The following is a 26,999-nucleotide window of genomic DNA, read 5'->3' on the forward strand; positions in this document are numbered from 1 at the left end:
GTTAACCGGCGCGGCGGTTCGGCGCGCTAGCGTGACAGGCATGTCCGTTCCGAACGATCCGGCGCCGGCGCTGCAGGCGTACGCACACCCCGAAAAACTGGTAACCACCGAATGGCTCGCCGCGAACCTGGACACGCCCGGTCTGGTCGTCGTCGAGTCGGATGAGGACGTGCTGCTCTACGACACCGGGCACATCCCGGGCGCGGTCAAGGTCGACTGGCACCTCGAGCTCAACGATCAGATCAGCCGCGACTACCTCGATCCGGCGGCGTTCGCCGAGCTCTGCGCGGCCAAGGGCATCGGCCGCGACGACACGATCGTGTTCTACGGCGACAACTTCAACTGGTGGGCGGCGTACGCGCTCTGGGTCTTCAGCCTCTTCGGGCACCGCGACGTGCGGCTGCTCGACGGTGGCCGGCAGAAGTGGGCGGCCGAGGGCCGGACCCTGACCAGGGAGAAGACCACCCGGCCCGCCGCCGACTACCCTGTCCCGGTCCGCAACGACGCCGAGATCCGGGCCTTCCGTGACCAGGTGATGGGCCACATCTCCAGCGGCCGCCCGCTGGTGGACGTGCGGTCGCCACAGGAGTACACCGGCGAGCTGACCCACATGGCGGCCTACCCACAGGAGGGCGCGCTGCGCGGCGGGCACATCCCGGGCGCGGTGAGCAAGCCGTGGAAGTCGGCAGCCGAGGACGACGGGTCGTTCAAGCCGCACGACGAGCTGCTCAAGATCTACCGGGACGAGCTCGGGCTGGAGTCGGCGGACGACGTCATCGCCTACTGCCGGATCGGCGAGCGGTCCAGCCACACCTGGTTCGTCCTGCGGTACCTGCTCGGTTATCCACAGGTCCGCAACTACGACGGATCGTGGACGGAATGGGGCAACCTGGTCCGGGCGCCGATCGCCAGAGGCCCGGAACCGGGCGGTCTGCACTGATCTGATCCACCACGACGGCGCCGCCTTCTCAGGCGGCGCCGTCTTTTCGGGTGAACCGAAATCGATGCGGTCGGCGATAGTCCAGATGTGCGACGGAGAAGACCGCAACCGGTGCCCCCGGTCAGCGAGCAGAGCAGCGACGCTGACCTGCTGCGCGCCATCGCCGCCGGGCAGACCGCGGCGTTGCGCCTGCTGCACCACCGCCATGCCGGCTGGCTCCTGGCCCGGCTCCGCCGCCGCTGCGCCGACCCCGACGTGGTCGACGCCGCGATCCAGGACACCTTCGTCGCCGTCTGGAAAGACGCCCACCGGTTCACCGAGACGGCCGCCGACCCTGCCGCCTGGCTCTGGACCATCGCCGTGCGCCGCCTCGTGTCGGCCCTCCGCGGCCCGGCCCACCGCTGGCTGAGCGGTTCGGCCACCGAGGTCCCCGACGACGCCCGCACCGAGCCGTCCGCCGAGGAGCTGGTGCTGCTCGGCGTGGAGCACGGCGCCCTCGGCCCGGCCCTGGACCGGCTCGCGCCCGAGCTGCGCCGCCTGATCGAGGCGACGGCGCTCGACGGCTTGACCGTTCGCGAGGCCGCCCAGCTGCTCGGCATCCCCGAGGGCACCGCGAAGACCCGGTTGATGCGTGCACGACTCCGGCTCCGGCAGCTGCTGGCATGAGCGGGGACGAGGGGATCGGAGGAGGCCCGAGATGAGTGATTGGCACATCGACGCCGGACTGCTCGGGGAATATCAGCGCGGCGAGCTCGACCCCGGCCGGACGATGGCGGTCGAGGCCCACATGCAGGCCTGCCCGGCCTGCCGGACCTCGGTGCGGGTCGACTTCACCTGGCTGACCGGCAACTGGTCGGTCGTCTACGACAACATCCACGCCCCGAAAGCGGGCCCGGCCCACCGCCTGCTGACCCGCCTCGGCCTGCCCGGGCACCGGATCCGGCTGCTCACCGCCACTCCCGCCCTGCGCTGGTCGTGGCTGGCCGCCACGGTCACGGTCCTGGGGCTGGCCGTGGCCGCGGCCTGGCTGTTGCGGACCGGGGCGGGCGGCGCCGTGATGACGACGAGCTTCCTGATCCTCGCCCCCGTTCTGCCGGTGGTGGCCGTCTCCGGGGCCTATGGTCCACCGGCCGATCCCATGCACGAGATCACCGGCACCACGCCGGCCGCCGGACCCACGTTGGTGCTGTGGCGGGCCGTCTCGGTGATCGGGGTCGCCATGACGACGGCTGCGACGGCAGGTGCCCTGCTGCCCGGGCCGGGGTGGCTGGCGGTCGCCTGGCTGCTGCCCGCGCTGCTGCTCTGCACCGGCACGCTGGCGCTGGCGACCGCGCTGGCCCTGCCTGTCGCGGCGGCGACGCTCGGTGGCCTCTGGCTCGCCGGGGTGCTGACGGCCTCCCGGCTGCTCCACGGCGAGCCGTTCGTGTCGGTGGTCTTCGGCCCGGCCGCCCAGCTGAGCTATCTCGCCGCGGCTCTGGCCGCCGCGGCCGTTCTGATCCTGCGGCGGGGCCGCTTCGACCTGGGAGAGAGCCGATGACCACGGTGACCGTCAGCGGTCTGGCCAAACGCTATGGCGCGAGGGTCGCGCTCGACACCGTCGACCTGGAGATCGGCGTCGGCGTGACCGGCCTGCTGGGGCCGAACGGGGCGGGCAAGAGCACCCTGCTGCGCTGTCTGGCCACCGCTCTCGCCGCGGACCGCGGCTCGGTGCGGATGTTCGGGCTGGACCCGTCGGCGCCCGCCGGGCGGACCGAGATCCGGCGCCGGATCGGCTACCTCCCGCAGAACCCCGGCCTCTACCCCAACTTCACCGCCTACGACCTGCTCGACTACGTCGCCGTGCTGAAGGAGATCACCGACACCCGGCAGCGGCGGGCCGAGGTCCGGCGGGTGCTCGACGAGGTCGAGCTGACCGACCGGGCCAAGACCAAGGTGCGCCGCCTCTCCGGTGGCATGCGCCAGCGGCTCGGGCTCGCCCAGGCACTGCTCGGCGACCCCGACCTGGTGATCCTGGACGAGCCGACGGTCGGTCTCGATCCGGAGCAGCGGATGCTGTTCCGCGCCCTGATCTCGCGACTGGGCGAGGAGCGGACCGTGCTGCTCTCCACCCACCAGACCGAGGACGTCGGCGCCCTGTGCGAGCGGGTCGTGGTGCTGACCGGCGGCCGGGTGATCTTCGAGGGCACGCCACGGGAGCTGGCCGGCGCCGCTGACGGGCAGGTGTGGCTCTCCGCGTCACCACCCGAGGGCAATGCGGCGTATTGGCGGAATGCGGACGGCCTCTACCGCACGATCGGGAGCCGGCCGGACGGTGCCGAGCCCACCCGCCCCTCCATCGAGGACGGCTATCTGATGCTGCGCGGCGCGACTGCCGCGGCCACCGAGGTGACCCGATGACGATCACCGTGGAACGCCCCGGGCGACCGGCGGCGGCGCCCCGGACCGCGACGATCATGCTGGCCCGTGCCGAGGCCCGGCGGATGTGGCGCAGCCCGTTCCTGTGGATCGGTGTGCTGCTGTCCATCGCCCTGGGCGCCGTCTGGACGTGGACCCGGATGCCGAGCTGGGAGACCTTCCACGAGAACGTCGGCATGGCGTCCCTCGTGCTGGCGGCCTTCCTGCTGATCGCCACGCATCTGGCGGCGAGCCGGGACCAGCGGACCGGCGCCGAGGAGAGCACCCGCACCATGCCGGCCGGGCCCGGCCGGCGGAGCGCCGCGCTGCTCGGGACGGTGCTGATCGCGGCAGCCGCCGGCGTCGTCGTGTACGTCGCGGTGCTGCTCCTGCTGCTGCCGGCCTGGCCGGTCGGCCGGTTCGAGCCGTGGGTCGCGTTGATCCCCGCCGTCGTCCCGGCGACCGGGGCCGCCGTCGGTGTGGCCGTGGGCCGGTTACTGCCCCGAGCCGTCGCCGGCCCGCTCACCCTGGCCGCGTTCAGCGTGGCGCTCTTCCTCCTGCTGTTCGCGTCGTCGGATCCGACCGCCACGGCCAACCATCTCCGGCCGGTCATCTTCGTCACCTGGGACTTCGGTGTCCCGCAGCCGTTCGGATGGCACCTGCTCTACCTGCTCGGCCTGCTGGTGGCGGCCGTCGCCGCGGCATGCCGGCAGGCCGCGCCGAAAGTGACGGCGATCGTCGCGGTGGGGGCGCTGGTGTTCGCCGGTTTCGCGGTTCGGCGCGAGGCTGCCGAGACCCCGGACACCATCAACGTCGAGAGCGCCCGGAAGCACATCGCTCCGGAGACCCTGGACTGTCAGACCCATGAGGGCGCGCGGTATTGCGCTCTTCCCGGCTACGGGCCGTGGATCGAGTACTGGCGGGAGGCCGTCGAGCCGATGGCGAAACTGCTGCCGGCGACCGCGCTGAAACCGTCGGTCCGGCAGATCTCGACCATCGACGACGCGGTGCCGATGACACCGGGCCATCCCGAGGTCGCCACGGAGGCCCACTGGGGCCGGCTCGGCTCCTGGGCGGAGCACTCCCGCAAGACACTCGCCGGCCACTACGCGGCAACGGCGGTCGGCATCCTCCGGCGGGACGACCCGGACAATTGGCGGAAGTGTGACGGGCGCGGCCAGCACCGGACGGTGGTCGCCCTCTGGCTGCTCGGCAGTGCGGCGCCGGGCCGGGGGTGGACCCTGTCCCGCACGGCGTACGGGGCGGCCGAGACCCAGGCCGCCGAGAGCCTGCTGGCCCGGCCGCCTGCCGAGGTGCGGGCCTACCTGGCCGATCACTGGGCCGAGGTGCTCGACCCGCGGTCGACCGCGCTGGCCGGCCTCGGCGTGACGATCAAGCCACCCGTAATCCCCACCGAGGAGCCGCTTCCGGTGCCGGACGGCGAGATCGTGCCCGTCGACCGTGGCGTGTGCCGGTGACCGGGCCGCTGGTCCGGCACCTGATCCGATCGGTGCCGTGGTGGCCGTTCGCGGCCGCGGTGGCGCTGGCCCTCCTGGTGCAATACCCGGTGTGGTCCGCTGCCGAGCCGCAGTCCACCCCCGCCCTGGTGGGGTTGCGGCTGGCGGCGGCGGTCCTGGGCACCGCCGCCGGGTTCGCCTTGCCCGACCTGATGGCCTCCACGGTGATCACCCCGGTCGCGCGGTGGCGGGTGCAGTGGCTGCGGCTGGCGACGGTGCTCGTGCCGTCCACGCTGGTCTGGGCGTTGCTCTATGCCGCTGCCCGGGCCGCGGCCGGCACGGCGTTCACCTGGCCGGCCGGTTTCGTGATCCTGCAGGCCGCGGTGTGCGGCCTGCTGCCGGTGGCGGCCGCTGCGCTCGGTGCGCGGTATCGGGACGATTCGTCCGGGGCGCTGCTTGGTCCCGTTGCTCAGGGGGCCGCCGTGGTGGTGACCCTGTTCTTCAGCGGCAGCGACTCGCCGTGGCCGATTCCGGTGTCCAGTGGCTGGACCACCGCCCAGCAGTGCTGGCCGGTCGTTCTCGCACTGTTGCTGGCCGTCCTGGTGGTCGCCAACCGGGAGCGCTCCGCACCGGCCTGATAGCGGTTGACCCGGACGCGAACCGGAGAGGGGGCCGGGCGTGGACCGGAAGACGGTCCGGTCGCGGGCCCGAGGTGGCTCAGCGCGGCCCGGGGTGGGCCGTGAGCGGAGCGGAGGTGGCCGCGCTGGGCGATATGGATCTGATTTTGTCGGGGGTAAGCGGTACCGTGCCGCCCGTGAGCAACACGTTCCAGGTCGACCTGCGGGGCATCGTCGACCTGCTCAGCCACCACCTCTACGCGAGCCCCCGCGTCTACGTCCGCGAGCTGCTGCAGAACGCTGTCGATGCGATCACGGCGCTCGGCCCCGGCCACGACGGCGTGGTGACGATCGTGTCGTCCGGCGCCACCGGTGACGGCTCGCTGCGCATCGACGACAACGGCATCGGTCTCACCGAGGCGCAGGTGCACGAGCTGCTGGCCACCATCGGCCGCAGTTCGAAACGGGACGAGCTGGGGTTCGCCCGGCACGAGTTCCTCGGGCAGTTCGGCATCGGCCTGCTCTCCTGCTTCCTGGTCGCCGACGAGATCCGGGTGCACACCCGCCGGGGCGAGGCCGCCCCGGTGCTCTGGACCGGTTATTCCGACGGTCGTTACGACGTACGTCCCGGCGCCGACCGCGAGCCGGGGACCACGGTGACCCTGCTGCCGCGCCGGGGCGCCGAGCAGTTCCTGACCGCCGAGACGGTGACCGACCTCGCCACCACCTACGGCTCACTGCTGCCGGTCCGGGTCGAGGTCGACGGGCGCAAGGTCACCGCCGGCACGCTGCCGTGGGAGCTGCCGCACGAGTCCCGCCTGGCCTATGCCGAGCGCACTCTCGGGTTCCGCCCGTTCGACGTGATCGAGCTGGACGTGCCGGGCGCCGGGCTCTCCGGCGCCGCGTTCGTGCTGCCCACCCCGGTCAACCCGGCGACCCGTGGCGGCCACCGGGTCTACCTGAAGCGGATGCTGCTCTCCGAGAGCATCGAGGGCCTGCTGCCGGAGTGGGCCTTCTTCGCCCGCTGCGTGGTCGACAGCACCGAGCTGCGGCCCACCGCGAGCCGGGAGGCGCTCTACGACGACGGCATGCTCGCCGAGACCCGGGAGGCGATCGCCGATCAGCTCCGTGGCTGGCTGGTGCGGTTGTCGGCGACCGACCCGCGCCGTCTCGCCGCCTTCCTGCGCATCCACCACCTCGGGGTGAAGGCGCTGGCTCTGCACGACGACGAGATGCTGCGCCTGGTCGAGCAGTGGTACCCGATGCAGACCAACATGGGCGAGGTCACGCTCGCCGAGTTCCGGTCCCGGCACGGCGTCCTGCGGTACGCCGCGACCGACGACGAGTTCCGCCAGCTCGCCGCCGTCGCCGCGGCGCAGGATGTGGGCCTGATCAACGGCGGTTACGTCTACGACGCCGATCTGATCCAGCGCCTGGCCGCCCTGGATTCGGAGGTGCGGGCGGAGAAGCTCGATCCCACCGATCTGACCACCCGGTTCACCGCGCTGGACACCGAGGCGGAGCTGCTGCTGCGCCCGTTCCTGGCGGCCGCCCAGCGCCGGCTGGACAAGCTCGGCTGCGAGGTGGTGGTGCGCGCCTTCGACCCGGTCACGCTGCCCGCTCTCTACCTGGTCAGCCGGGAGGCGGCGTTCCACGACGAGTTCACCGCGAGCCGGGATCAGGCTGATGACCTGTGGGGCGGGGTGCTCGACGCGCTGGCCCGGACGGTGCCCGCCGACCGCCCGCAACTGGTGCTGAACCATCGCAATCCGTTGATCCGCCGGGTCGCCGCTCTCGGTGACGCCGAGTTGGCGGGCCTGGCCGTCGAGTCGTTGTACGGGCAGGCGCTGCTGCTCGGCCACCACCCGATCCGCCCGGCCGACGCGGCTCTGCTGACCACGTCGTTCCTGGGCCTGCTGGATCGTGCCGTCCCCGGTGAGGAGTCCTGATGAAGACCGCGCAGGAGTTGTGGGGGCTGCTCGGCGAGGCCGAGCACCTGCCGTACGGCGCCGCCCAGATCGCCCTGGTCGAGCAGGTGCTGCGGCACGTCGACACCACCGACGACGCCGAGTTGAAGTTCTACGCCCGGCTGTTCGCGACCACGGCGTACATCTACGGTGGCGAGCCGGTGAAGGCGTTCCCGACCTTCTCCTGGTGTGTCGCCGACTTCGACCGTAATCCCGCGCCGTACCACGGCCGGTTCACGCACAACCTGTTGTGGCTGTTCAAGAGCATGGTCAACTCGCTGACCTCGTTCCCTGAGGTGCCGTTGGCCCGCACTTACGCGGTGCTCGACGACATGGAGCGCCGCTATCGGGAGTCCGGCCACGGGCTGCAGCCCGTCTACAAGCACCGTTACCTGGTCGCCAAGCATGTCGGCAACCAGGAGGAGGCCGAGGACTGGTTCAAGAAGTGGCAGGCCGCGCCGCGGAACGCGCTGTCCGACTGTGCGGGCTGCGACCCGACCAGCCTGGTCCGGCACCTGTCCGCCGCCGAGCGGTTCGACGAGGCCGCCGAGGTGGCGGCCCCGGTCCTGGCCGGTGACCTGTCCTGTTCCGAGCAGCCGCAGAACATCCTCAGCGAGCTGATGGTGATCTACCTGAAAACCGGCCGCCCGGCCGAGGCGGCGGACGCGCACCGACGTTCCTACCTGCTGGAGCGCAACAATCTCGCGGACCTGTGGGAGATCGGCGGGCACATCCGGTTCTGCGCGCGGACCGGCAACGAGCACCGCGGCCTGGAGATCCTGCAGCGGCACATCGACTGGCTGGACCGGGCGCCGTCGCCCGGGGCCGCGATGAATTTCGCCGCCAACGCTGTCGTGCTGCTGCGCCGGCTCACCACTCTGGGCCACGGCGACACGGTGATCCGCCGGGCCGAGCACCCGGACCGCACCGCTGCCGCGCTCGCCACCGAGTTGGAGACGTTCGCGTCCGGCCTGGCGGCCCGGTTCGACGCCCGTAACGGCACGGCGCATCAGAGCACCACGGTCGCCGAGATGATGAGCGCCGAGCCGTACGGGATCGACGTCCCGCTCTCCGCGACGGCCCGCCGGGTGACCTCCCCGGCCTCGGTTCCGGTCCCGGCGCCGCCGGTGGAGCCGGTCGCTCCGGTCGACGACGACGCCACCCCGGCCGCGTTGATCGAGCTGGCCGAGCGTTATCAGCGCGAGGACCGCGAGGACGCGGCCCGGACGGTGCTGGAGACCTTCGACGAGCGGTTCCCGGTGCCCGCGGAGCCGGCGCAGGCCGCCCGGCTGTGGGCACTGCGCGGTTTCCTGCTGCCCGATGTGGCCGGCGGGGAGACGCGGGCCGCCTGGGAGCGGGCCGCCGAGCTGTTCGAGCAGGCGGGGAACGCGGGCGAGGCGAGCATGATGCGGGCCCGGATCGCGGTGCTGCGGGCGCGGGACGAGGAGCCGACCGTCGAGCTGCTGGCTGTCGTCGAGGCGAACGCGGCACACCACGATGCCCACGGCGATTCGGAGAGCCGGGCGAGCGCGTGGATCCGTCTCGCCCAGATGTACCGGCTGCTCGGCCGTCTGGACGAGGCGAACGAGGCCGGTGACCGGGCGGACCGGTTCGCCGAGGAGACCGGCGACGAGCGCCGGCAGGCCTATCACGCGATGGTGCGCGCCCAGAACCGGGCGATGGATCACCGGCACGAGGAGGCGTACGAGGCAGCTTCCGCGGCCTGGGCCTTCTACCGCGAGCACGGCCCGGCCATGGCCCGTGCCGAGGCGGCGGTGGTCGTCGGCCAGCTCACCGGCGATCCGGTCGAGGCCGTGACCGCGCTCAGCGAGACCTTGGCCGCGGGCCTGCCGGGTGCGGCGCTGGCGGCCCGGGCCAACCGGGGTCGCGCGTTGCTGCGCCTGGAGCGGCCGGAGGAGGCGATCGACGACTTCGTCGAGGCGATCGCGCTGCTGGCCGACGAGGAGGCCGCGCACGAGGAGGGCGCCGCTCAGGCCGGTGTCTTCGCCCGCCGGGACCTGGCCCAGGCGTACCACGCGGCCGATCGTCCGGCGGAGGCGGCCGAGGTCGGTGAGGAGGCGCTGCTCGGGTTCGAGCGGCTCGGTCTCGAGGAGCCGGCGGTCGACACCCGGTTCCTGCTCGCCGCCATCTACCGGGAGCTGGGTGACACCGCCCGGGCCCTGGCGATCTACCGGGAGCTGATCGAGCAGCTGGCGGACAACCCGGCCGGTCGCGGGCAGGTCGGCGAGCAGGCCGGTCAGCTTCTCTACGACCTGGATCGCGACGGCGAGGCGGCACTGACCTTCCGGGCCGCCGCGGAGGCGCTGCGCCAGGCCGGTGACCTGGCCGGTGAGTTGCGGTTGCTGCGCCGGCGGCTGATGGCGCTGAACTACGCCGACGAGGTGGCCGAGGCCGAGGAGGTCATCCGGCTGGTCGACCAGCGTTACCGGGAGCTGCCGGACGAGGTGGCCACCGTGCCGGGGGTGCGCTGGGGCCGGTCGATCTTCGCCTTCGAGGTGGGGAACCTGCTGATGCGCCGTGGCCGCTATGCGGATGCCCTTCCCCACCTGTACGGTGCGCCGGAACGTCTCCGTGAGATCGGCGCTGACGACGACGCCGACATGGTCGAGGGGATGCTCGCCGAGGCGCTGCTGCGTTCCGGGTCGCCGGCCGAGGCCGAGCGGCTCCTGAGTGGGCTTCTCCAGCGGATGCGGCCGGACGCGCCGACCCGTGAGATGGCCGAGCAACTGCACTCCGAGGCGGTAAATGGGCTGAACGACCGTTAAGCCAGGGGCCGGCGCCGGGTTACAGTGACGGGGTGACGACGGTAGATCAGCGGAACCGGACCACCCCTCCGGCGCCGAGGCGGCGGTCACGCCGCGACGAGATTCTGGAAATCGCCGTGGGACTGTTCGCCTCCCGCGGCTATCACGGCGTGTCGATGGACGACATCGGTTCGGCTGCCGGCGTCACCGGCCCAGCGCTCTACCACCACTTCGCCGGCAAGGAGGCGATGCTGGTCGCGGCGTTGATCCCGGTCAGTGAGAGCCTGCTCGAAGGCGGTAAGGAACGCGTTGCCCGGCATCCGGGCGACGCGGAGGCCGCGCTCGCCGACCTGATCGACTTCCACGTGGATTTCGCGCTCGCCAATCCCGCGGTGATCGCCCTGCACCTGCACGAGCTGGACCGGCTGCCGGAGGATCCGCGCCGGCAGATCCGCAAGCTCCAGCGGCTCTATGTCGAGGAGTGGGTGGGCGTGCTGTCCCGGATCCGGCCCGCGATGCCCGCCCCGGAGGCGCGGGTGCTCGCGCACGCCGCGTTCGGCCTGATGAACTCGACGCCGTTCCTGGGCGGCGAGGTGGACCGGGTGCGGCGTGCGGCCCTGCTGCGCGACGCCACGATCCACGCCCTGACCGGGCACTGAAAAGAAGGCTCCGGGCGATCCCCGGAGCTGACCGCGTATCTCGGAACCACGGACAGATCGCCCACAAGGCGACGTACCCGACGGAAAGAGGGCCATGATCGAGTCACTTCTCATCGCCAATCGTGGGGAGATCGCCCGCCGGATCATCCGGACCGCCCAGCGGCTCGGCATCCGGACGATCGCGGTCCACTCCGATGTGGACGCCGACATGCCGTTCGTGGTGGAGGCGGACGAGGCGGTGTGTGTCGGGCCGGCCAATCCGGCGGAGAGCTATCGCAACGCCGAGGCGATTCTGGCCGCCGCCAAGTCGACCGGCGCACAGGCCGTCCACCCCGGCTATGGCTTCTTGAGCGAGAACGCGCATTTCGCCCGTACCGTCGAAGCCAATGGCCTGGTGTGGGTCGGACCCGGCGCCGAGGCGATCACCGCGATGGGCGACAAGATCAATGCCCGCAATCTGATGGCCGCCGCCGGCGTGCCGGTGGCGCCCGGATCGCAGGACCCGGCGGACAGCGCCGAGGCCGCGCTGGCAGCGGCCGAGGCGATCGGCTACCCCGTGATGGTCAAGGCCGCCGCCGGCGGCGGCGGGATGGGCATGGCCGTCGCCGCCGATGCCGCCCAGCTCGCGACGGAGTTCACGAAGGTCCGCGGGTTCGCCGAGCGGATGTTCGGCGACGGCGCCGTGCTGATCGAGCGCTACTTCCCCCGGGTACGCCATGTCGAGGTGCAGATCCTCGGGCTGGCCGACGGCCGGGTGATCGCCCTCTCCGAGCGTGAGTGCTCGGTGCAGCGCCGCAACCAGAAGCTGGTCGAGGAGGCGCCCTCCCCGGCGGTGAGCCCGGAGCTGCGCGAACGCCTCCTGGCCGCCGCGGTCAAAGCGGGCGAGGCCGTCAACTACCGCAATGCGGGCACAGTGGAGTGTCTGCTCGACCCGGCCACCGGCGAGTTCTTCTTCCTGGAGATGAACACGCGCCTGCAGGTCGAGCACCCGATCACCGAGCTCATCCACGGCATCGACCTGGTCGAGGCGCAGCTCCGGATCGCGTCCGGGCTTCCCCTGGAGAACGAACGACCGGGACGGAGCGGTCACGCCATCGAGCTGCGGATCAACGCCGAGGACCCGAAGCGTTTCTTCCCCGGCCCCGGCCGGATCAGCACCTGGGCCGAACCGGACGGCGACGGCGTGCGGGTCGACTCCGGTTACGTCGCCGGCAACACGGTCAGCCAGAACTACGACTCCCTGATGGCGAAGCTGATCGTCTTCGGCGCGGACCGGGACGACGCGGTCGCCAAGGCACGTGCCGCCGTGGCGGACTTCCAGATCGCCGGCCCGAAGAACAATCTGCCCTTCTTCGCCGAGCTGCTGGAGAATCCGGAGTTCCTCTCCGGCGACTACGACACCGGCATCGTCGGGAGGATGCGGTGATCTCCATCCGTGAGGTCGCGCCCCGCGACGGCCTGCAGAACGAGGAGCCGATCCCGGCCGAGGCCAAGGTCCAGCTGCTCGACGCGCTGAGCCGGACCGGGGTGCGCCGGATCGAGGCGGTCTCCTTCGTGCACCCGAAGGCGATCCCGCAGATGGCCGACGCCGACGAGGTGTGGGCCGCGGCCTGGCACAACCCCGAGGTGCGCTATTCCGCCCTGATCCCGAACACCCGCGGCGCCCAGCGTGCGCTCGCCGCCGGTTTCCGGGAGATAGAGGTGGTGGTGTCGGCGAGCGACACCCACAACCGGCGCAATCTCAACCGGTCCACCGACGAGTCGCTGGACGACATCGGGCAGCTCATCCCGCTGGTGCACGAGGCCGGCGCGACACTCGAGGTGATCGTCGCGACCAGTTTCGGGTGCCCGTTCGAGGGCGACATCGACCCGGACCGGGTGGCGGGCATCGTGGCACGGGTGCGCGCCGACGGCGCGGACCGCATCGCTTTCGGCGACACGACGGGCATGGCGACACCGCGGCGGGTCCGCGATCTTCTTTCGGCGGTACGCCCGGACCTGCTCCACTTCCACAACACCAGGGGTACGGGCCTCGCCAACATCCTGACCGCCCTGGACCTCGGGGTCACCGAGTTCGACGCGAGCGCAGGCGGCCTGGGTGGCTGCCCGTACGCGCCGGGCGCCTCCGGGAACGTGGCCACCGAGGAGGTGGTCCACATGCTGCACGACATGGGCATCGACACGGGAATCGACCTTGATCGCCTGATTTCCGCTGCTGAACTGGCCGAGCGCCTGGTGGGCCGGCAACTGCCGTCCGGCGTACTCCGAGCAGGGCCACGCACGCGCTTGGTGTGACTTTCACTGCTCTTTCCTGCAGCCGATTTTCCGATTTGTCCGCGTGACTTTCCGCTCGCTCGCGTCGTTACCAATACCGAGCGGCCAATAGCGCCTGTTGATTACCGGCAGGAACCAATCGGCCGCCCGACCGACGACGAAAGGGTGGATCATGACGGGCTGGGGGGTCGAGCGCGACGAGCGCACGGCGAGCCGCTCCGTGACCACCCACGGCGGCTCCCCGCTCATGCCGTCCCACAGCCAGGGGGCGGAGCGGCGGACGGAGCGCCGCGCGCGGCGTACCGGATCCCGGTGGGCCCTGCGTGCGTTCGTCATCGGCGGGCTGGCCGGGGTGGCCTGGCTGCTCACCGGCTCCGCCGCGCAGGCCGCCGGCCCCGACGATCTGGTCGGGGCCGTGCAGGACGACGTCACGGCGGTGACCGGGTACGAACCCGCGGTCGACGAGCTCCTGGAAGCGGCTGCCCAGCCGCCGGAGCCGTCCGTACCGGAGAACCACCGGCCCGACGTGCCGGTGGAGACGCTTGAGCAGGACGTTCACGACGACGCCGCGGGGCACGCGGCGCCCGGTTCCCCGCGCGCCGGCGGTGGAACGACGGACGACCCGGCGCTGCCTGTGACGGCGGAGCCCGTGAACGGACTGCCGAAGGCGTACGACGAACCCCGAACCCGTGTCCACCGGCACATCCCGGCCGCCCGGCCGGCGCCGGAGACGCCCCGTACCGTCTCGCCCGGCTAGTAACGGCGCGCAACCGCATTCCACCGGCGCATTCCTCAACCGTTTGCGTACGAACGGCGAATCCGCATCCCGAAGCAGATGCGCGCTGACCTGCTGAGTCGGCAATCCGGAGAAATCACATCAGGGCTCCGCTGTGCCCGGAATCGCTCCGGAAAAGCACCTCAATTGAATACACGTTTCATTGCTGATCTTTTTTCGAAAGGCATCCCTTTTCTGATGAAGAAGACGTGGGTTCGTAAGACTCTGAGTGCCGGTGTCCTCGCCGCCGGTGCGCTGCTCCTCGCCCCGGCCGCCATGGCGCAGGCCGACACCGGCCAGGCCAGCGTCGGCAACGTCGGTTTCCTGAACGGCACGCAGGTCGCGATTCCGGTCACCGTGCCGGTGAACGTGGTCGGCAACTCGGCCGCCGTCGCCGGTGTGTCGAAGAGCTTCGGCGCCGCCGCCAACCAGGTCGAGAGCGGCCGCAAGGGTGGCATCGGCCAGGTCAGCGCCGGTAACCGCGGCTTCGCGAACGGCACCCAGGTCGCCGTGCCGGTGACCGTTCCGGTCAACGTGTCCGGCAACGCGGCGGCGGTGGCCGGCGCGGCGAACGCGACCGGCGTCTCGGCGAACCGGGTGGAGAGCGCCAAGACCCCCGAGCACGGCTGGTACACCGTCGGTGGCGGCAGCGACATCGGCCAGGCCAGCGTCGGCAACGTCGGCTGGTTCAACGGCACCCAGGTGGCCATGCCGGTCACCATCCCGGTCAACGCCTGTGGCAACTCGCTCGGCCTGATCGGCGGCTCCAGCGCGTTCGGCGCCTGCGCCAACCAGGTCGGTGGCGGGTTCGGCGGGCAGATCGCCCAGCCGTACGAGAGCACCGTCGCGAAGAAGGCCAAGCGCACCGAGAACGGCGGCGGGCTGTTCCCGGGCACCGGTTCCAGCGGCATCGGGATCGGGCAGGGCAGCTTCAGCAACCGTGGCTTCGCGAACGGCACCCAGGTCGCGGCGCCGATCACCGTGCCGATCAACGCCTGCGGCAACTCGCTCGGCGTCCTCGGCTACGCCAGCGCGTTCGGCACCTGCGCGAACGCCGTCGGCGGCGGTGTCGCGTACCGCAAGCCGGTCCAGTTCGTGAAGCCGGTCGTCCCGGTCTACCCGGTTCCGGGCTACCCGGTTCCCGGTTACTCGATGGGTGACGACGACTGTGGCGACTGGGGCAACGACGTCCAGGACTACAGCGACGACGACGACTGCAAGGGCGACGACGACGACGTCCGCGGCGACCACGGTGGCTACGGCGACCAGGACGACCAGGACGTCAAGGGCGACGCCGGGTACGACAAGGGCGGCCGTCCCGCCGCGAACGAGCTCCCCGCCGACGACCAGGACGTCAAGGACGACGGCTACGGCGCCGCGCCGGCCGCGGTGGACACCCCCAAGACCCCGGGCCACGTCAAGGGCGACAAGTACGGCAACAAGGCCGGTGGCCGCAGCGCCGAGAAGTCCGCGGTGTCGGGCCTGACCGAGCAGCTGGGTGGCGCCGGGACCGCCGGTCTCGGTGGTTTCGACCTGCTGAGCACCCTGCGCTGATCTGCGCGGTAACAAGACCGGGTTGCGCCGGTCCCGGGCGTGACCCGCATCGGCGCTCTCCGGCGCCGATGATCACCGGTGCTCCTCCACAGCTCCGGTAGCAGTGAAAGACGAACGGGAGTCCCCGCCGCCAGCGGGGGCTCCCGTTCGCCGTTGCCGCCGTGCCCCCGCCTGAGCTAGCCTAACGAGCGTTAAGTCTAACGACCGTTAAGGATGGGGAGCCATGGACGGCGAAGCGCTGGCCGGGGTCCGCAAGCGTGTGCTGGCCGGCGGGGCGGAGCGTTATCACGCCGCCAACGCGGCCAAGGGCAAGCTCTTCGCCCGCGAGCGGATCACGCTGCTGGTGGACGAGGACTCGTTCGTCGAGGACGGCCTCTACGCCAACAGTCTCGCTGACGGCCTGCCCGCCGACGGCGTGATCACCGGAGTGGCCCGGATCGGCGGCCGGGACGTCTGCGTGATGGCCAACGACTCGACGGTGAAGGCGGGCTCGTGGGGCGCCCGGACCGTCGAGAAGATCATCCGCATCATCGAGCGCGCCTACCAGCAGGGCGTTCCGATGGTCTACCTGGTCGACTCGGCAGGCGCCCGGATCACCGACCAGGTCGACCTCTTCCCCGGTCGCCGCGGCGCCGGGAAGATCTTCCACACCCAGGTCAAGGCGTCCGGATCGATCCCGCAGGTCTGTGCGCTGTTCGGCCCGTCCGCGGCCGGTGGGGCGTACATCCCGGCCTTCTGCGACGTGGTCGCCATGGTCGAGGGCAACGCCAGCATGTACCTGGGCTCCGACCGGATGGTCGAGATGGTCACCGGGGAGAAGACCACCCTCGAGGCGATGGGCGGCGCCCGGGTGCACTGCACCGAGTCCGGCGTCGGTCACTTCCTCTGCAAGACCGAGCAGGAGGCGCTCGAGGCGGTCCGGAACTACCTGTCCTACCTGCCGTCGAACTGGACCGGCCGGCCGCCGGCGGCTGCCGCCACCGATCCGGCGAACATCGATCTCGCCGCCCTGGTTCCGGTCAGCGAGCGTCAGGCCTTCGACATGCGGCGGTACGTCAAGGGCCTGGTCGACAAGGACTCGTACTTCGAGATCTGGGCGCTGTGGGCCCGCGAGCTGACCGTCGGGTTCGCCCGGCTGAACGGCGAGGTCGTCGGCATCGTCGGCAACAACTCGATGTTCAAGGGCGGCGTGCTCTTCGTCGACTCGGCCGACAAGGCGAGCCGGTTCGTGCAGCTCTGTGACGCGTTCAACGTACCGCTGCTGTTCCTCACCGATGTGCCCGGTTTCATGGTCGGGACCGCGGTGGAGAAGCAGGGCATCATCCGGCACGGCGCCAAGATGATCACCGCGATCTCCGAGGCCACGGTGCCGAAGATCTGTGTGGTGGTGCGCAAGGCGTACGGCGCCGGTCTCTACGCGATGGCCGGCCCCGGCTTCGAGCCGGACGCGACGATCGCCCTGCCCACCGCCAAGATCGCGGTGATGGGCGCCGAAGCCGCGGTGAACGCCGTGTACGCCAACAAGATCGCGGCGATCGAGGACCCGGAGGAACGGGCCGCCTTCGTCACCGAACGTCGCGCCGAGTACGAGCGTGACATCGATATCATGCGCCTCGCTAGCGAGCTCGTGGTGGACACGGTGGTCGAACCGGGCGATCTGCGGGCCGAGCTGGTGCGGCGCTTCGCCGTCGCTCAGGGCAAGGACCGTTCCTTCTCACGGCGCCGGCACGGCGTCACTCCGGTTTAGGGAGAGTTAGTCATGGTCGACTTCCGACTCGGCGACGAGTACGCGGAGTTGCGCGCCAGTGTCCGGCAGTTCGCGCGGGAGCAGGTCGCGCCGGTCATCGCCGAGCACTACGAGAGCAAGACGTTCCCGTACGAGATCGTCCGTCAAATGGGCAAGATGGGTCTTTTCGGCCTGCCGTTCCCGGAGGAGTTCGGCGGGATGGGCGGCGACTACTTCGCGCTCTGTCTCGCCCTCGAGGAACTGGCCAGAGTGGACAGCTCGGTCGCCATCACCCTGGAGGCGGCGGTCTCCCTCGGCGCCATGCCGATCTTCCGGTACGGCACCGCCGAGCAGAAGGAACGCTGGTTGCCCCGGCTGACCAGTGGCGAGGAGCTGGCCGCCTTCGGGTTGACCGAGCCCGGCACCGGTTCGGACGCGTCCGGCACCACCACCCGTGCCGTGCTCGACGAGAGCACCGGCGAATGGGTGATCAACGGGACCAAGGCCTTCATCACCAACTCCGGCACCGACATCACCTGCCTGGTCACCGTGATGGCGGTGACCGGCACGAACCCGGACGGCTCCAAGGAGCTGTCGACGATCATCGTGCCGTCCGGCACCCCCGGGTTCACCGTGGCGCCTGGGTACTCCAAGGTCGGCTGGTGCGCGTCGGACACCCACGAGCTGTCCTTCGACGACGTCCGGGTGCCGGCGGCGAACCTGCTCGGCGAGCGCGGCCGCGGTCTCGCCCAGTTCCTGCGGATCCTGGACGAGGGGCGGATCGCCATCGCCGCGCTGTCGGTGGGGCTGGCCCAGGGCTGCGTGGACGAGTCGGTGACGTACGCCATGAACCGCACCGCCTTCGGCAAGCCGATCGGTGGTCACCAGGCCGTGCAGTTCCTGATCGCCGACATGGACATGCGCGCCCATGTGGCCCGGCTCGGCTACTACGACGCCGCGGCCCGGATGCTGGCCGGCGAGGACTTCAAGCGGTACGCCGCGATCGCCAAGCTGAACGCCAGTAACGCCGCGATGGAGAACAGCCGGTACGCCACCCAGGTGCACGGCGGGTACGGCTTCATGAACGAGTCCGCGGTGGGCCGTTTCTACCGCGACGCGAAGATCCTCGAGATCGGTGAGGGCACCTCCGAGGTTCAGCGCATGCTGATCGCTCGCGGACTCGGCCTCTGATCAGCGTGTGTATTTCGGGCGCGTATGACGGCCGAAATACACACAGTCCAGGAAGTCAGGCGGGCAGCGCGGTCTCCGTGCTGCCCGCCGTCGCGTTCGGGTTGACCGCGTCGCGGATCGCCCGCAGCGAGTCGAGCAGGTCGGTGAACCGGGCCTCCGGGAGCACGTCGACATACCACCGCTGGAGCAGCTCGAGATGCCCCGGCAGCACCTCGGCGAGCCGCTGCATGCCGTCGTCGGTGATCACCGCGTAGGAGCTGCGCCGGTCGCTGGGACACGCCTCCCGGCGGACCAGGCCGGTGCGCTCCATCCGGTCGACGACCCGGGTGACCCCGCTGGTGGAGAGAGTGGTCTGTCCGGCGAGATCGGTCATCCGCAGCTGGTTGCCGGGAGAACGGGCCAGGCGCATCAGCACCTCGAACTCCACCTGGGAGAGACGGTGCTCCTCGTACTGCGCGGCGAGCCGGCTCATCAAGCCGGTGTAGGCCTCGGCCAGCAGGCCGACGGCGGTGAGGCGGGGGTCGTCCAGGTCCTTGTTCACGAGGTCAACATTAGCAGGCGCTTGACAGGAGGAATATTGCTGCGCATATAGTTGCTGTGTCAGACAAGCATCCCCGCAGGCTTCTGAAAGAAGGCAGTGTCATGACCGTCAGCACCCGTGAGTTCGAAGGCCTCCAGATCCCCGCCGCCGGCACCTACGAGCTGGACGCGGCGCACAAGCGGGTCGGCTTCGTCGTCAAACACCTCATGGTCAGCAAGGTCCGCGGTCAGTTCGCCGAGGCGAGCGCCACGATCGTCGTCGGGGAGAACCCGCTCGACTCCTCGGTGACCGCGTCGATCAAGACCGCCAGCGTCGAGACCGGCCAGGTCGACCGGGACAACCACCTGCGCACCGGCGACTTCTTCGAGGCCGAGAAGTACCCGACGATGGAGTACCGCAGCACCGGTGTGAAGTCGCATGCCGGCGCCGAGTTCGTGCTGAACGGCGAGCTCACCATCAAGGGCGTCACCCGCCCGGTCGAGCTGGTCGTCGAGTTCGAGGGCGCCACCACCAGCCCGTACGGGCAGCACCTCTTCGGTTTCAGCGCGCACACCGAGATCGACCGGGAGGACTGGGGCCTGACCTACAACATGGCCCTGGAGGCCGGCGGCGTCATGATCGGCAAGAAGGTGAAGATCGAGATCGAGGGCGAGGCCATCCTGCAGCAGGGCTGACCGTCCACTCTCGCATCACAGGCGCCGTCCGCAAGCCGGGCGGCGCCTTTTTCGGATCTCTGGCGGTCCATCGCCGGGAATGGCAGGGTTGACCGAGCGCAAGCGTTCGTTCACAGAGCGGTGATCGGACCGTCCGTTTCGTCCTCACTCATCCCCGGGAGGGCACATGGGCAAAGATCTGATGACCGCGGCGTTCTCACCGCAGGATCGCGTCCGGTTCCGGCGGAAGGTGCGTTGCTGCCTGGACGTGCTGGCCGGAATGCTGCGGGACGAGCGGTTCGAGGACGGCGGACCGAGCGCGGGCCTGGAGATCGAGATCAACCTGGTCGACCCGGAAGCCGGCCCGGCCATGCGCAACACCGAGATCCTCGCCGACCTGGACGACCCCCGGTTCCAGCCCGAGCTGGGCCGGTTCAACCTCGAACTCAACGTGCCACCCCGGCGGCTCCTCGGAAACGGGCTGGGCGCCTTCGAACAGGACATCCTGGACGCTCTGCGAACCGCCTCCGACTGTGCCCGCAAAGGTGAGAGCCGGCTGCTGCTGATCGGCATCCTGCCTACCCTCACCCCCGACCATCTGGTGCTGGCCAACCTCACCGACAACGAACGGTTCCGTGCGCTGGACGCCGAGATCGCCGGCGCCCGCGGTGACGACTTCCGGATCGACATCCGCGGCGCCGAACGGCTCACCACCACCAGCGACACGATCGCGCCGGAAGGCGCCTGCACCAGCGCGCAACTGCACCTCCAGGTCGCCCCGGACGACTTCGGCCGCTACTGGAACGCGTCCCAGGCCGTCGCCGGCGTGCAGCTCGCCCTCGGCGCCAACGCGCCCTTCCTCTACGGCCGGAAGCTCTGGGCGGAGACCCGGATCCCGTTCTTCGAGCAGGCCACCGACGCCCGGCCGGACGAGTTCAGCGCCCAGGGCGTACGGCCGCGGGTCTGGTTCGGCGATCGCTGGATCTCCTCGGTCCTCGACCTCTACGAGGAGAATCTCCGATACTTCCCCCCGCTGTTGCCCGAGGTCAGCGACGAGGATCCGGTTGCGGTGCGCACTGCGGGTGACATTCCCCATCTGTACGAGCTACGCCTGCACAACGGCACCGTCTACCGCTGGAACCGGCCGGTGTACGACGTCGCCGCCGGACGCCCGCATCTACGGGTGGAGAACCGGGTCCTGCCGTCCGGCCCGACCGTGAGCGACCTGCTCGCCAACGCCGCCCTCTACTTCGGACTCGTCCGCGCGCTGGCCGAACAGGACCCGCCGATCTGGTGCCGGCTGACGTTCGCCGAGGCGGAGGCGAACTTCCGGGCCGGCGCGCGGGACGGCATCGAAGCCGTGCTGACCTGGCCCGGGGCCGGTGAGGTACGGGTGACCGACCTGGTGCTCGACGTACTCCTGCCGTGGGCACACGCCGGCCTGGACCGGCTCGGCGTGCACCCGGCCCAGCGGGACCGCCTGCTCGGCATCGTCGAGGACCGCTGCCGGGCCCGCCGCAACGGGGCGACCTGGCAGGCGGCGACGGTCCGCGCGGCCGAGGAACGCGGGCACGCCCGGCCGGTGGCGCTGCGCGAGATGACCCAGCGCTACCTGGAGTTCCAGCGATCCAACGAGCCGGTGCACACCTGGCCGATGTGAGTCACCTCGCCGGTTCGTCCGGCGGGTTGATCCGGGCGATCGTCGGCTTCTCCGGCGGCGGCGTGATCGTCGAGCGGGGTGGGATGGTGTCGCCGTTCCCGTTGCCGTTCTTCCGTTTCGCCGGGGCGCGGCCGGGCGTGGGCCGGCTCGCCGCGGCGATCTCCGGGTCACCGGCCGATGGGTTCGCCGGCGGTTTCTCTTCAGGTGGCGGCTGCGGGACGGTGGCCCGCTGGGTCGGGGCGGTGGCACGCCCGGTTGCCTTTGCCGGCTCTGCCTTTGCCGGCTCTGCCTTTGCCGGCTCTGCCTTCGCCGGCTCCGCCGTCGTCTCCGTGGGTGCGCCGGGCAGTGCGGCCGGCGCCGCCGCCTGCCGGTCGAGCCGGTGCTGCCGGCCCTTCGCCAGGCCCACGGTCAGCGCGGAACCGCCGATACCGGCGAGCACCGCGTACGGCGCGATCAGGTACGCCGACTGCAGGGGACCCATCGCCGCGGTGAGCTGCGGCGCCAGGGTGAGGAACGAGAACGCGACAAGTAGCGGGCCGACCGCGCCGGAGATCGCCGTACCCAATCCGAGCTCGCCCCGCAGGGCCGCCGGACCGGCTGCGACCAGCCCGATCAGGAACGCCGCGAACAGGGTGAGCAGGGCGCTCGGCCAATGGATCCCGCCATATTGCACGGGGGAGACCGACTCGGCGAACTGCCAGCTGGTCAGATAGGTGGCGAAGTCGCGCCCGCTGAGCAGCTCGGCCACCACGCCGGCGAGGGCGAGCGCCCACAACCAGACAGCGGTGCCGATCAGGTTGGCGGCCACCGGCCCGGAGGAGACCGCCCAGAAGGCGACCACCAGACCCGCGAACAGGCCGGCCAGGGCGTAGGAGGCGGCGACGAGCTGCGGGGAGAGCGTGTCGGTGCGCACCGCCGAACGGGCCGGCAGCGCGACCAGGACGACCGACACCAGGCCGCCCAACGCCGAGGCCAGCGACAGCGCGAACCGCCAGGGCGCGCGCCAGCGACCGGACCGCTCCGGGCGCAGCCGTCCGGCGATGACCGCGCCGAGCACCGTCGCGCTCGCCGTGATCCACGTGGCCCAGCCGAGACTGCCCAGCCAGGCGCTGTCCGCCTCGGTGGCGGTCATCGGCCAGGCGATCACACCCAGCCCGTAGCCCAGGCCCAGTTGTGCGGCCCCGGCGCCGGCGGCGATCCCGGCGGCCGTGGCGGCCTGTGTTGTCCAGCCCTTGTCGGCCATGCCGCGCACTGTACTGCTCGCCGCCGATGTCTGGGAAATGCTCACGCGGGCCGCTTTCCGCTGGTGAAAACCCCACTCCGCCTGCAAGATTCGGTACTTTGACGCTACGACGAGCGCGGATGTGCGCCAGTGGAGGGAACCGGTGATGCCCGAGGAGCGCGATCCGCAGCAGCCGGAGCCTGTGGACGGTTCCACCCGGCCGGGCGACCAGGCCGCCCTTCAGCCGGACCCCTCACGGGCGGCTTCCTCCCCACCGGATGACGGCCTGCCGGACGATCCGGACTTTTCACGGCCGGCCTCCTCCCCACCGGACGGCGGCCTGCCGGACGAAGTCTGGACGGGGCGGGCCGGGGTGCGGCCGTACGGCGCCGTGCCCCGCGACCCCTATGAGGCCGAGAGCGACTGGGCCGATCCGGACGCGGTCGAGCCGTCCGGCCGGTGGTGGGCGCCGATCGTCGTCGGAACCGTGGCGGTGGCGCTTGTCGGTCTGCTCGTCTTCGGGGTCACCGTGATCCTGCAGAACACCGGCGATGACGCCGACTCGCCGACGGCCACGCCGACCGCTGTCCGGATCACGACCAGCGCGCCCACCACCAGCCCGCCCGCTGCCGTCGAGACGGTCACCGTGGCGCCGACGACCGATCCGGTGGACTCCGAGATCACCGTGCCGGCACTGCGTGGGATGCCGGTGGCGGATGCGCAGGCGGCGCTCACCCGTACCGGCCTCGGCTGGCGGGTGATCCGCCGGGAGAGCGACGCCGAACCCGGCACCGTGATCGACTGCGATCCGGCAGAGGGCCAGCAGGTGCCGTCCGACACGCTGGTGACCCTCATCGTGGCGGCCGCGCGGCCCGGTGCGCCGTCCCCGTCGATCAGCGCCTCGAGCTGATCACGTGTGTGTAGTTCGGCCGTCCATGACGCCGCAACTACACACGCGGGATCAGCGGTTGGTGGCGCGGACCGTCCGGGTGGGGAGACCACCGGGACGGGTCGCGGGCTGGCGCGCGTTCCGCGTACGGGGATCGGGCGCTTTGCCGACTGAGCGCAGGCCGTTGACCTGCACGAAAATGGAGCGGCGCTCGACGGCGTCACCGGCGGCGTTCAGTTCGTAGCCGTCCAGCCAGACCCAGCCCTCGTAGGTCGGCCAATCGTGTACCCGGATGACCCGGAACAGCATCGGTGATGCGAATTGGACGCTCGCCGCTCTCGTCACGTGGATGACATCACCGGACCGAGGTAGAACCACGTCATCTCCTGCCCTGAGACTCATGTGGGATGTGGACTTTGGTGACCGAGTGCCCCAGTTTGCCGCCTGGATGCACTCTTGCAAGCCTTCGGTGGGTTTGGCCATCGAAGGAGGTTGCTTAACGTCACTGCCGCCGAACAGCCCCACCCGTGTCGGGGCGGTAGTCCAGAAAGGACCGCCAGGGCTCGGCGCCCCGTGATGGACGTCGTTTTTGGTGCGGTTTCATCGACTCTGACCGTGTCGCTCAAGAACATTAAGTGACGGTGGCCATACGGAAAGATTGCACCACCAGTCTCGTCGATGCAAGTTGCATGTCACGCTTCCGTGATTCTCCGTGATCATCCACTGTGTTCGGACGATCTTGGGAGCGTCGGGAGGCCAGGCGGCTCCATCGACGTGGTGACAGTGCGGTTCGGTTGTTCGCCGTCGAAGATATCCGCCGCGAAACCGGGCAAACCAGAGCTCGATCCGCTGATATAAGCCGCAAGTATGCCTTCTATCGTGCAAATGCGGACGTAGCGGTATGGGTGGTTGGAATTGCGCTCGCGAGGAGCGCCGGTATCCCCGCTCACCGGCTCTGAGCAGCACTGATGCTGCCTTTGCTTGCGGTTCTAGATCAATTCTGGGGTACGGGACACCGGTCATTTCGGACTTCCCACGGATCGGGGCGTACGCGTATTCACTCATTCGATCCGCCCGATGGGATGACACCGGCCCAGGAATCGAGCATCGGTTCGAGTCCGCGGGCGACGCCGGTCGTTGTTGATTCAGGACGATCCAATCGATGAGAGTGCCGTCCCGCAGAGGAGCCGTTGTGAGAATCGAGGCGAACGGCCTCCGCGTCGATCCGACCGGAGCCGATGGATCACGAGCAGCCGGAGCGGTTCCGGCGGCGACAACCGTGTCGAGGTGGCGTTCGCCGGCGACGCATTGATCTTCACAACGGGCCGGGTGGCACGCGTTCATGGGTGGGGAGTCCGACCGCTGAGAACGTCGCGCACGGTCGGCCCGGTGACCGGATCGCACAGGCCGGCCGTTGCTATTTGCCCGATTTTGCCGTCGCTGTGTGCGGCGAGCCTCGTTGAAGAGTCCAAGCGCGGACCGGACCGCGCTGTGGGCCGGGACACATCACCGAACGAGGCAAGGCAGACAGATGACGATTGGTTCCGAGAACCTCAGCAACGGCGCGTCGACAGCGCAGGACCGGTTCAGCGGGGGCGTGAGCGCATACCGGCAGGGGCGGCGTGAGGCGCTGGCGGCCGACAGCAGTGACGGCGAACTGGTGTCGCGCAGCTCGTCCGGCCTGCCGACCCGATCGCCCGGCCGATCGCACAGCAGCATCGAGCCGACCAGTCCGCTGGACCGGGCCGCGAAGCTGCCCTCCCTGGACCTCACCGATCCCGTCTTCGGCACGGCCGCCTGGTCGGACACCGGATCGGCGAGCGCGTCGATGGCGGATCACCCGCTGCTGCGCGGCCTGCTCCTGGAACTGCCGGCGCGGGGCACCCTGCCGCCGTCGGAGTGGCTGGACCGCTGGTTCGAGGCGGCACGCTCCATCTTGGAGCTGCTCTACGTGCAGGAAGCCAAGAAGCAGTAGGGCTCAGCGGGCGCCGGCCGGAAGCTTCTCCGAGTCACGGCGGCCGAGCGGCGTCGTCACCAGCGGAGCCAGGCGGCTGTGCCGCAGCCCGGCCCGGAGCGCGATCCCGGCGATGGCCAGCGCGATCCCGATGACGGCGAAACCGGCCACCCCGGTGGCCTCTCCGCCCGGCAGGGCCACCAGGCGGCCCGCGATCGGCAGCGCGACGAGCGCGGCCAGGCCGGTCACCTGCAGCGGCGCGGCCAGCAGCGGGTGCGCGGCGGCGGCCCGCAGGCCCGGCGGGATCGGGGTGCGCGGTGCGGTGGCGAACGCCCCCGTGCCGCGCCGGACCCAGCCGAGACGGCGCACGGTCACGGTCACCACGATCAGCGCGGGCACGGCCGGCAGCAGAGCGGCAGTCGGCGCCGCCGAGACGCCCGGCTGCAAGGCGGCCACCAGGGGCACCGCGATGAACACCGCGAGGCCCGTGCCGAGCAGCGCGGAGACGAGGAGCGCCCGGCGCCGGAGCTGACGCGCGGTGCCGGCGCTGTGCATCCGGTCCGCCAGAAGCCCGGCGGCGAGCCAGACGGCGGCGAGAGTGCCGATCATGATGACGTCCATCGTGGTGTCCACATCGACAGCGTTCACCGTTCGCGCAACCAGCGAAACCGGGTTATGCCCGGACGCCCTCCCCGTAAGGGTCGAACGTCACGCAGGGTGTGTGACAGATCGCTCACTGAGCGGGACGGGTTGGACTATGTGGACAAAAAGATGCGACGCGGATGTGATCCGCGTCGCATTGTCGTAAAAACGATCTTTCAGACTGCGAACTCCCGCACCGGCTCGGTGGCCGGCGCCGGCGGGTTCGCCTTCCACAGTCCCGCCTTCTGCGCGAAGAGCCGGCTCAGATACGCCGGGTTCAGCAGGATGTACCGCTTCCACAGCCGCTTGGGCTCGAGCCCGAGACGCCACAGCCACTCGAGGGCGTACTTCTGCATCCACGCCGGCGGGTTCTTCAACAGCCCCGCGTGATAGTCGAACGCCGCGCCGACGGCCAGCAGCGGCATGTCCAGCAGCGGCCGCATCGCGTAGGTGAACACCTCCTGCCGCGGGCATCCCAGCCCCACCAGCACGATCCGCGCCCCCGACGCCTTGATCCGCTCCGCGATCGCCTCGGGCTCCCCCGGCTGCGACTTCCGGAACTTCGACGCCTCCACCCCGGCGATCTTCAGCGCCGGGAACATCCCCAGCAGCGCCGGCACCAGCCGCTCCAGAGTCGGCTCCGTCGACCCGTACAGGTAGATCGGAAGACCCTCCGCAGCCGCCTGCTCGACCACCTTCAGGGTGAGCGTGGGCCCATACACCCGATCGGTGAGCCCCGCCGAGTGCAACAGGTTCAACGCCCACCGAACCGGCTGCCCGTCCGGCGTCACCAGATCAAAGGAGTTGAGCCGCGCATTGTGCGCCGCATCCTCGACCCCGGTCATCACCCCGTGGACCGCAAGCGCCGTCACCGCGAACCCACGGTGCTCCTTGGCCGCCTCGATGATCCGCGCAGTCGCCGTCGCATAGTCCGTCGCATCCACAAGCACCCCGAGAACGTTGCGCTTGCCCTGCTGAACACCAGCCCCAGTCGCCGTCACGACCGCACCCCACCCTGAGAACCGAATAAGGCGGCGAGCATAACGCCCCTCACACCTTCACCTGAAAGAAAACACCCCAAGCCCCGTCGAAGTCCCCGCACAACCACTCGCGCGCGCA

24 protein-coding genes are annotated in these 26,999 nt (G+C 70.6%); 19 read left to right on the forward strand and 5 right to left on the reverse strand.

Going from position 1 to position 26,999, the window contains the following annotated elements; all coding sequences use genetic code 11:
- Positions 1–40 precede the first annotated feature (40 nt).
- The 15 genes from ACZ3II_RS05885 to ACZ3II_RS05955 all read left to right on the forward strand — a co-directional run bounded on the left by ACZ3II_RS05885 (position 41) and on the right by ACZ3II_RS05955 (position 18,319).
- Entirely contained in the window at positions 41–940 is a 900-nt protein-coding gene (locus ACZ3II_RS05885; RefSeq protein ID WP_465516440.1) for a sulfurtransferase, read from the forward strand.
- A gap of 87 nt (positions 941–1,027) precedes the next feature.
- On the forward strand, positions 1,028–1,606 hold the full coding sequence (locus ACZ3II_RS05890) for an RNA polymerase sigma factor (RefSeq protein ID WP_465516441.1): 579 nt from the start codon (positions 1,028–1,030) through the stop codon (positions 1,604–1,606).
- A gap of 31 nt (positions 1,607–1,637) precedes the next feature.
- Complete coding sequence (locus tag ACZ3II_RS05895) at positions 1,638–2,477, forward strand: zf-HC2 domain-containing protein (RefSeq protein ID WP_465516442.1); 840 nt, start codon at positions 1,638–1,640, stop codon at positions 2,475–2,477.
- Positions 2,474–3,337 carry an ABC transporter ATP-binding protein gene (locus ACZ3II_RS05900; RefSeq protein WP_465516443.1) on the forward strand — a complete coding sequence of 288 codons (864 nt, stop codon included), beginning with the start codon at positions 2,474–2,476 and terminating at the stop codon, positions 3,335–3,337. Before ACZ3II_RS05895 ends, ACZ3II_RS05900 begins: the two co-directional genes overlap by 4 nt.
- A complete protein-coding gene (locus tag ACZ3II_RS05905; protein WP_465516444.1) occupies positions 3,334–4,812 on the forward strand; it encodes a hypothetical protein in 1,479 nt (492 codons plus the stop codon). Before ACZ3II_RS05900 ends, ACZ3II_RS05905 begins: the two co-directional genes overlap by 4 nt.
- A complete protein-coding gene (locus tag ACZ3II_RS05910; RefSeq protein WP_465516445.1) occupies positions 4,809–5,429 on the forward strand; it encodes a hypothetical protein in 621 nt (206 codons plus the stop codon). Before ACZ3II_RS05905 ends, ACZ3II_RS05910 begins: the two co-directional genes overlap by 4 nt.
- 176 nt (positions 5,430–5,605) lie before the next feature.
- A complete protein-coding gene (locus tag ACZ3II_RS05915) occupies positions 5,606–7,357 on the forward strand; it encodes an HSP90 family protein (RefSeq protein ID WP_465516446.1) in 1,752 nt (583 codons plus the stop codon).
- A complete protein-coding gene (locus ACZ3II_RS05920) occupies positions 7,357–10,161 on the forward strand; it encodes a tetratricopeptide repeat protein (RefSeq protein WP_465516447.1) in 2,805 nt (934 codons plus the stop codon). Before ACZ3II_RS05915 ends, ACZ3II_RS05920 begins: the two co-directional genes overlap by 1 nt.
- A gap of 32 nt (positions 10,162–10,193) precedes the next feature.
- On the forward strand, positions 10,194–10,799 hold the full coding sequence (locus ACZ3II_RS05925) for a TetR/AcrR family transcriptional regulator (protein WP_465516448.1): 606 nt from the start codon (positions 10,194–10,196) through the stop codon (positions 10,797–10,799).
- A gap of 94 nt (positions 10,800–10,893) precedes the next feature.
- A complete protein-coding gene (locus tag ACZ3II_RS05930) occupies positions 10,894–12,225 on the forward strand; it encodes an acetyl-CoA carboxylase biotin carboxylase subunit (RefSeq protein WP_465516449.1) in 1,332 nt (443 codons plus the stop codon).
- The gene (locus ACZ3II_RS05935; protein ID WP_465516625.1) at positions 12,225–13,094 is read left to right on the forward strand and encodes a hydroxymethylglutaryl-CoA lyase; all 870 of its coding nucleotides are present in this window, start codon (positions 12,225–12,227) and stop codon (positions 13,092–13,094) included. Before ACZ3II_RS05930 ends, ACZ3II_RS05935 begins: the two co-directional genes overlap by 1 nt.
- 151 nt (positions 13,095–13,245) lie before the next feature.
- Positions 13,246–13,830 carry a hypothetical protein gene (locus tag ACZ3II_RS05940; protein WP_465516450.1) on the forward strand — a complete coding sequence of 195 codons (585 nt, stop codon included), beginning with the start codon at positions 13,246–13,248 and terminating at the stop codon, positions 13,828–13,830.
- Between the two features lie 216 nt (positions 13,831–14,046).
- The gene (locus ACZ3II_RS05945) at positions 14,047–15,402 is read left to right on the forward strand and encodes a chaplin family protein (protein ID WP_465516451.1); all 1,356 of its coding nucleotides are present in this window, start codon (positions 14,047–14,049) and stop codon (positions 15,400–15,402) included.
- 223 nt (positions 15,403–15,625) lie between these two features.
- A complete protein-coding gene (locus ACZ3II_RS05950) occupies positions 15,626–17,149 on the forward strand; it encodes an acyl-CoA carboxylase subunit beta (protein ID WP_465516452.1) in 1,524 nt (507 codons plus the stop codon).
- Positions 17,150–17,161: 12 nt separating this feature from the next.
- Entirely contained in the window at positions 17,162–18,319 is a 1,158-nt protein-coding gene (locus ACZ3II_RS05955; protein WP_465516453.1) for an acyl-CoA dehydrogenase family protein, read from the forward strand.
- Positions 18,320–18,374: 55 nt separating this feature from the next.
- Here ACZ3II_RS05955 and ACZ3II_RS05960 read toward each other — a convergent pair whose 3' ends face one another.
- Positions 18,375–18,860, reverse strand: coding sequence for a MarR family winged helix-turn-helix transcriptional regulator (locus ACZ3II_RS05960; protein ID WP_465516454.1), 486 nt, complete (start codon positions 18,858–18,860; stop codon positions 18,375–18,377).
- A 101-nt stretch (positions 18,861–18,961) separates the two neighbouring features.
- Here ACZ3II_RS05960 and ACZ3II_RS05965 point away from each other — a divergent pair, with 101 nt between their 5' ends.
- Together ACZ3II_RS05965 and ACZ3II_RS05970 are read left to right on the forward strand one after the other, a co-directional pair.
- Complete coding sequence (locus ACZ3II_RS05965) at positions 18,962–19,534, forward strand: YceI family protein (protein WP_465516455.1); 573 nt, start codon at positions 18,962–18,964, stop codon at positions 19,532–19,534.
- A 166-nt stretch (positions 19,535–19,700) separates the two neighbouring features.
- On the forward strand, positions 19,701–21,173 hold the full coding sequence (locus ACZ3II_RS05970; protein WP_465516456.1) for a glutamate-cysteine ligase family protein: 1,473 nt from the start codon (positions 19,701–19,703) through the stop codon (positions 21,171–21,173).
- A 1-nt stretch (position 21,174) separates the two neighbouring features.
- Here the strand turns inward: ACZ3II_RS05970 and ACZ3II_RS05975 are convergent, their stop codons facing one another.
- Positions 21,175–22,416, reverse strand: a complete 1,242-nt coding sequence (locus ACZ3II_RS05975) for a Hansenula MRAKII killer toxin-resistant protein 1 (protein WP_465516457.1) — start codon at positions 22,414–22,416, stop codon at positions 21,175–21,177.
- 145 nt (positions 22,417–22,561) lie between these two features.
- On the opposite strand from ACZ3II_RS05975, the gene ACZ3II_RS05980 reads away from it, so the two are divergent.
- Complete coding sequence (locus tag ACZ3II_RS05980; protein WP_465516458.1) at positions 22,562–23,305, forward strand: PASTA domain-containing protein; 744 nt, start codon at positions 22,562–22,564, stop codon at positions 23,303–23,305.
- A 51-nt stretch (positions 23,306–23,356) separates the two neighbouring features.
- On the opposite strand, the gene ACZ3II_RS05985 is transcribed toward ACZ3II_RS05980, so the two are convergent.
- Positions 23,357–23,686: a hypothetical protein gene (locus ACZ3II_RS05985; RefSeq protein ID WP_465516626.1), complete on the reverse strand. Its 330-nt coding sequence runs from the start codon at positions 23,684–23,686 to the stop codon at positions 23,357–23,359.
- Between the two features lie 1,129 nt (positions 23,687–24,815).
- On the opposite strand from ACZ3II_RS05985, the gene ACZ3II_RS05990 reads away from it, so the two are divergent.
- A complete protein-coding gene (locus ACZ3II_RS05990; RefSeq protein WP_465516459.1) occupies positions 24,816–25,259 on the forward strand; it encodes a hypothetical protein in 444 nt (147 codons plus the stop codon).
- Between the two features lie 3 nt (positions 25,260–25,262).
- Here ACZ3II_RS05990 and ACZ3II_RS05995 read toward each other — a convergent pair whose 3' ends face one another.
- Both ACZ3II_RS05995 and ACZ3II_RS06000 read right to left on the reverse strand, forming a co-directional pair.
- Entirely contained in the window at positions 25,263–25,871 is a 609-nt protein-coding gene (locus ACZ3II_RS05995; RefSeq protein ID WP_465516460.1) for a hypothetical protein, read from the reverse strand.
- Between the two features lie 185 nt (positions 25,872–26,056).
- A complete protein-coding gene (locus ACZ3II_RS06000; RefSeq protein ID WP_465516461.1) occupies positions 26,057–26,881 on the reverse strand; it encodes a WecB/TagA/CpsF family glycosyltransferase in 825 nt (274 codons plus the stop codon).
- Positions 26,882–26,999: the final 118 nt, after the last annotated feature.

Source organism: Actinoplanes sp. NPDC019969 (assembly GCF_055562375.1).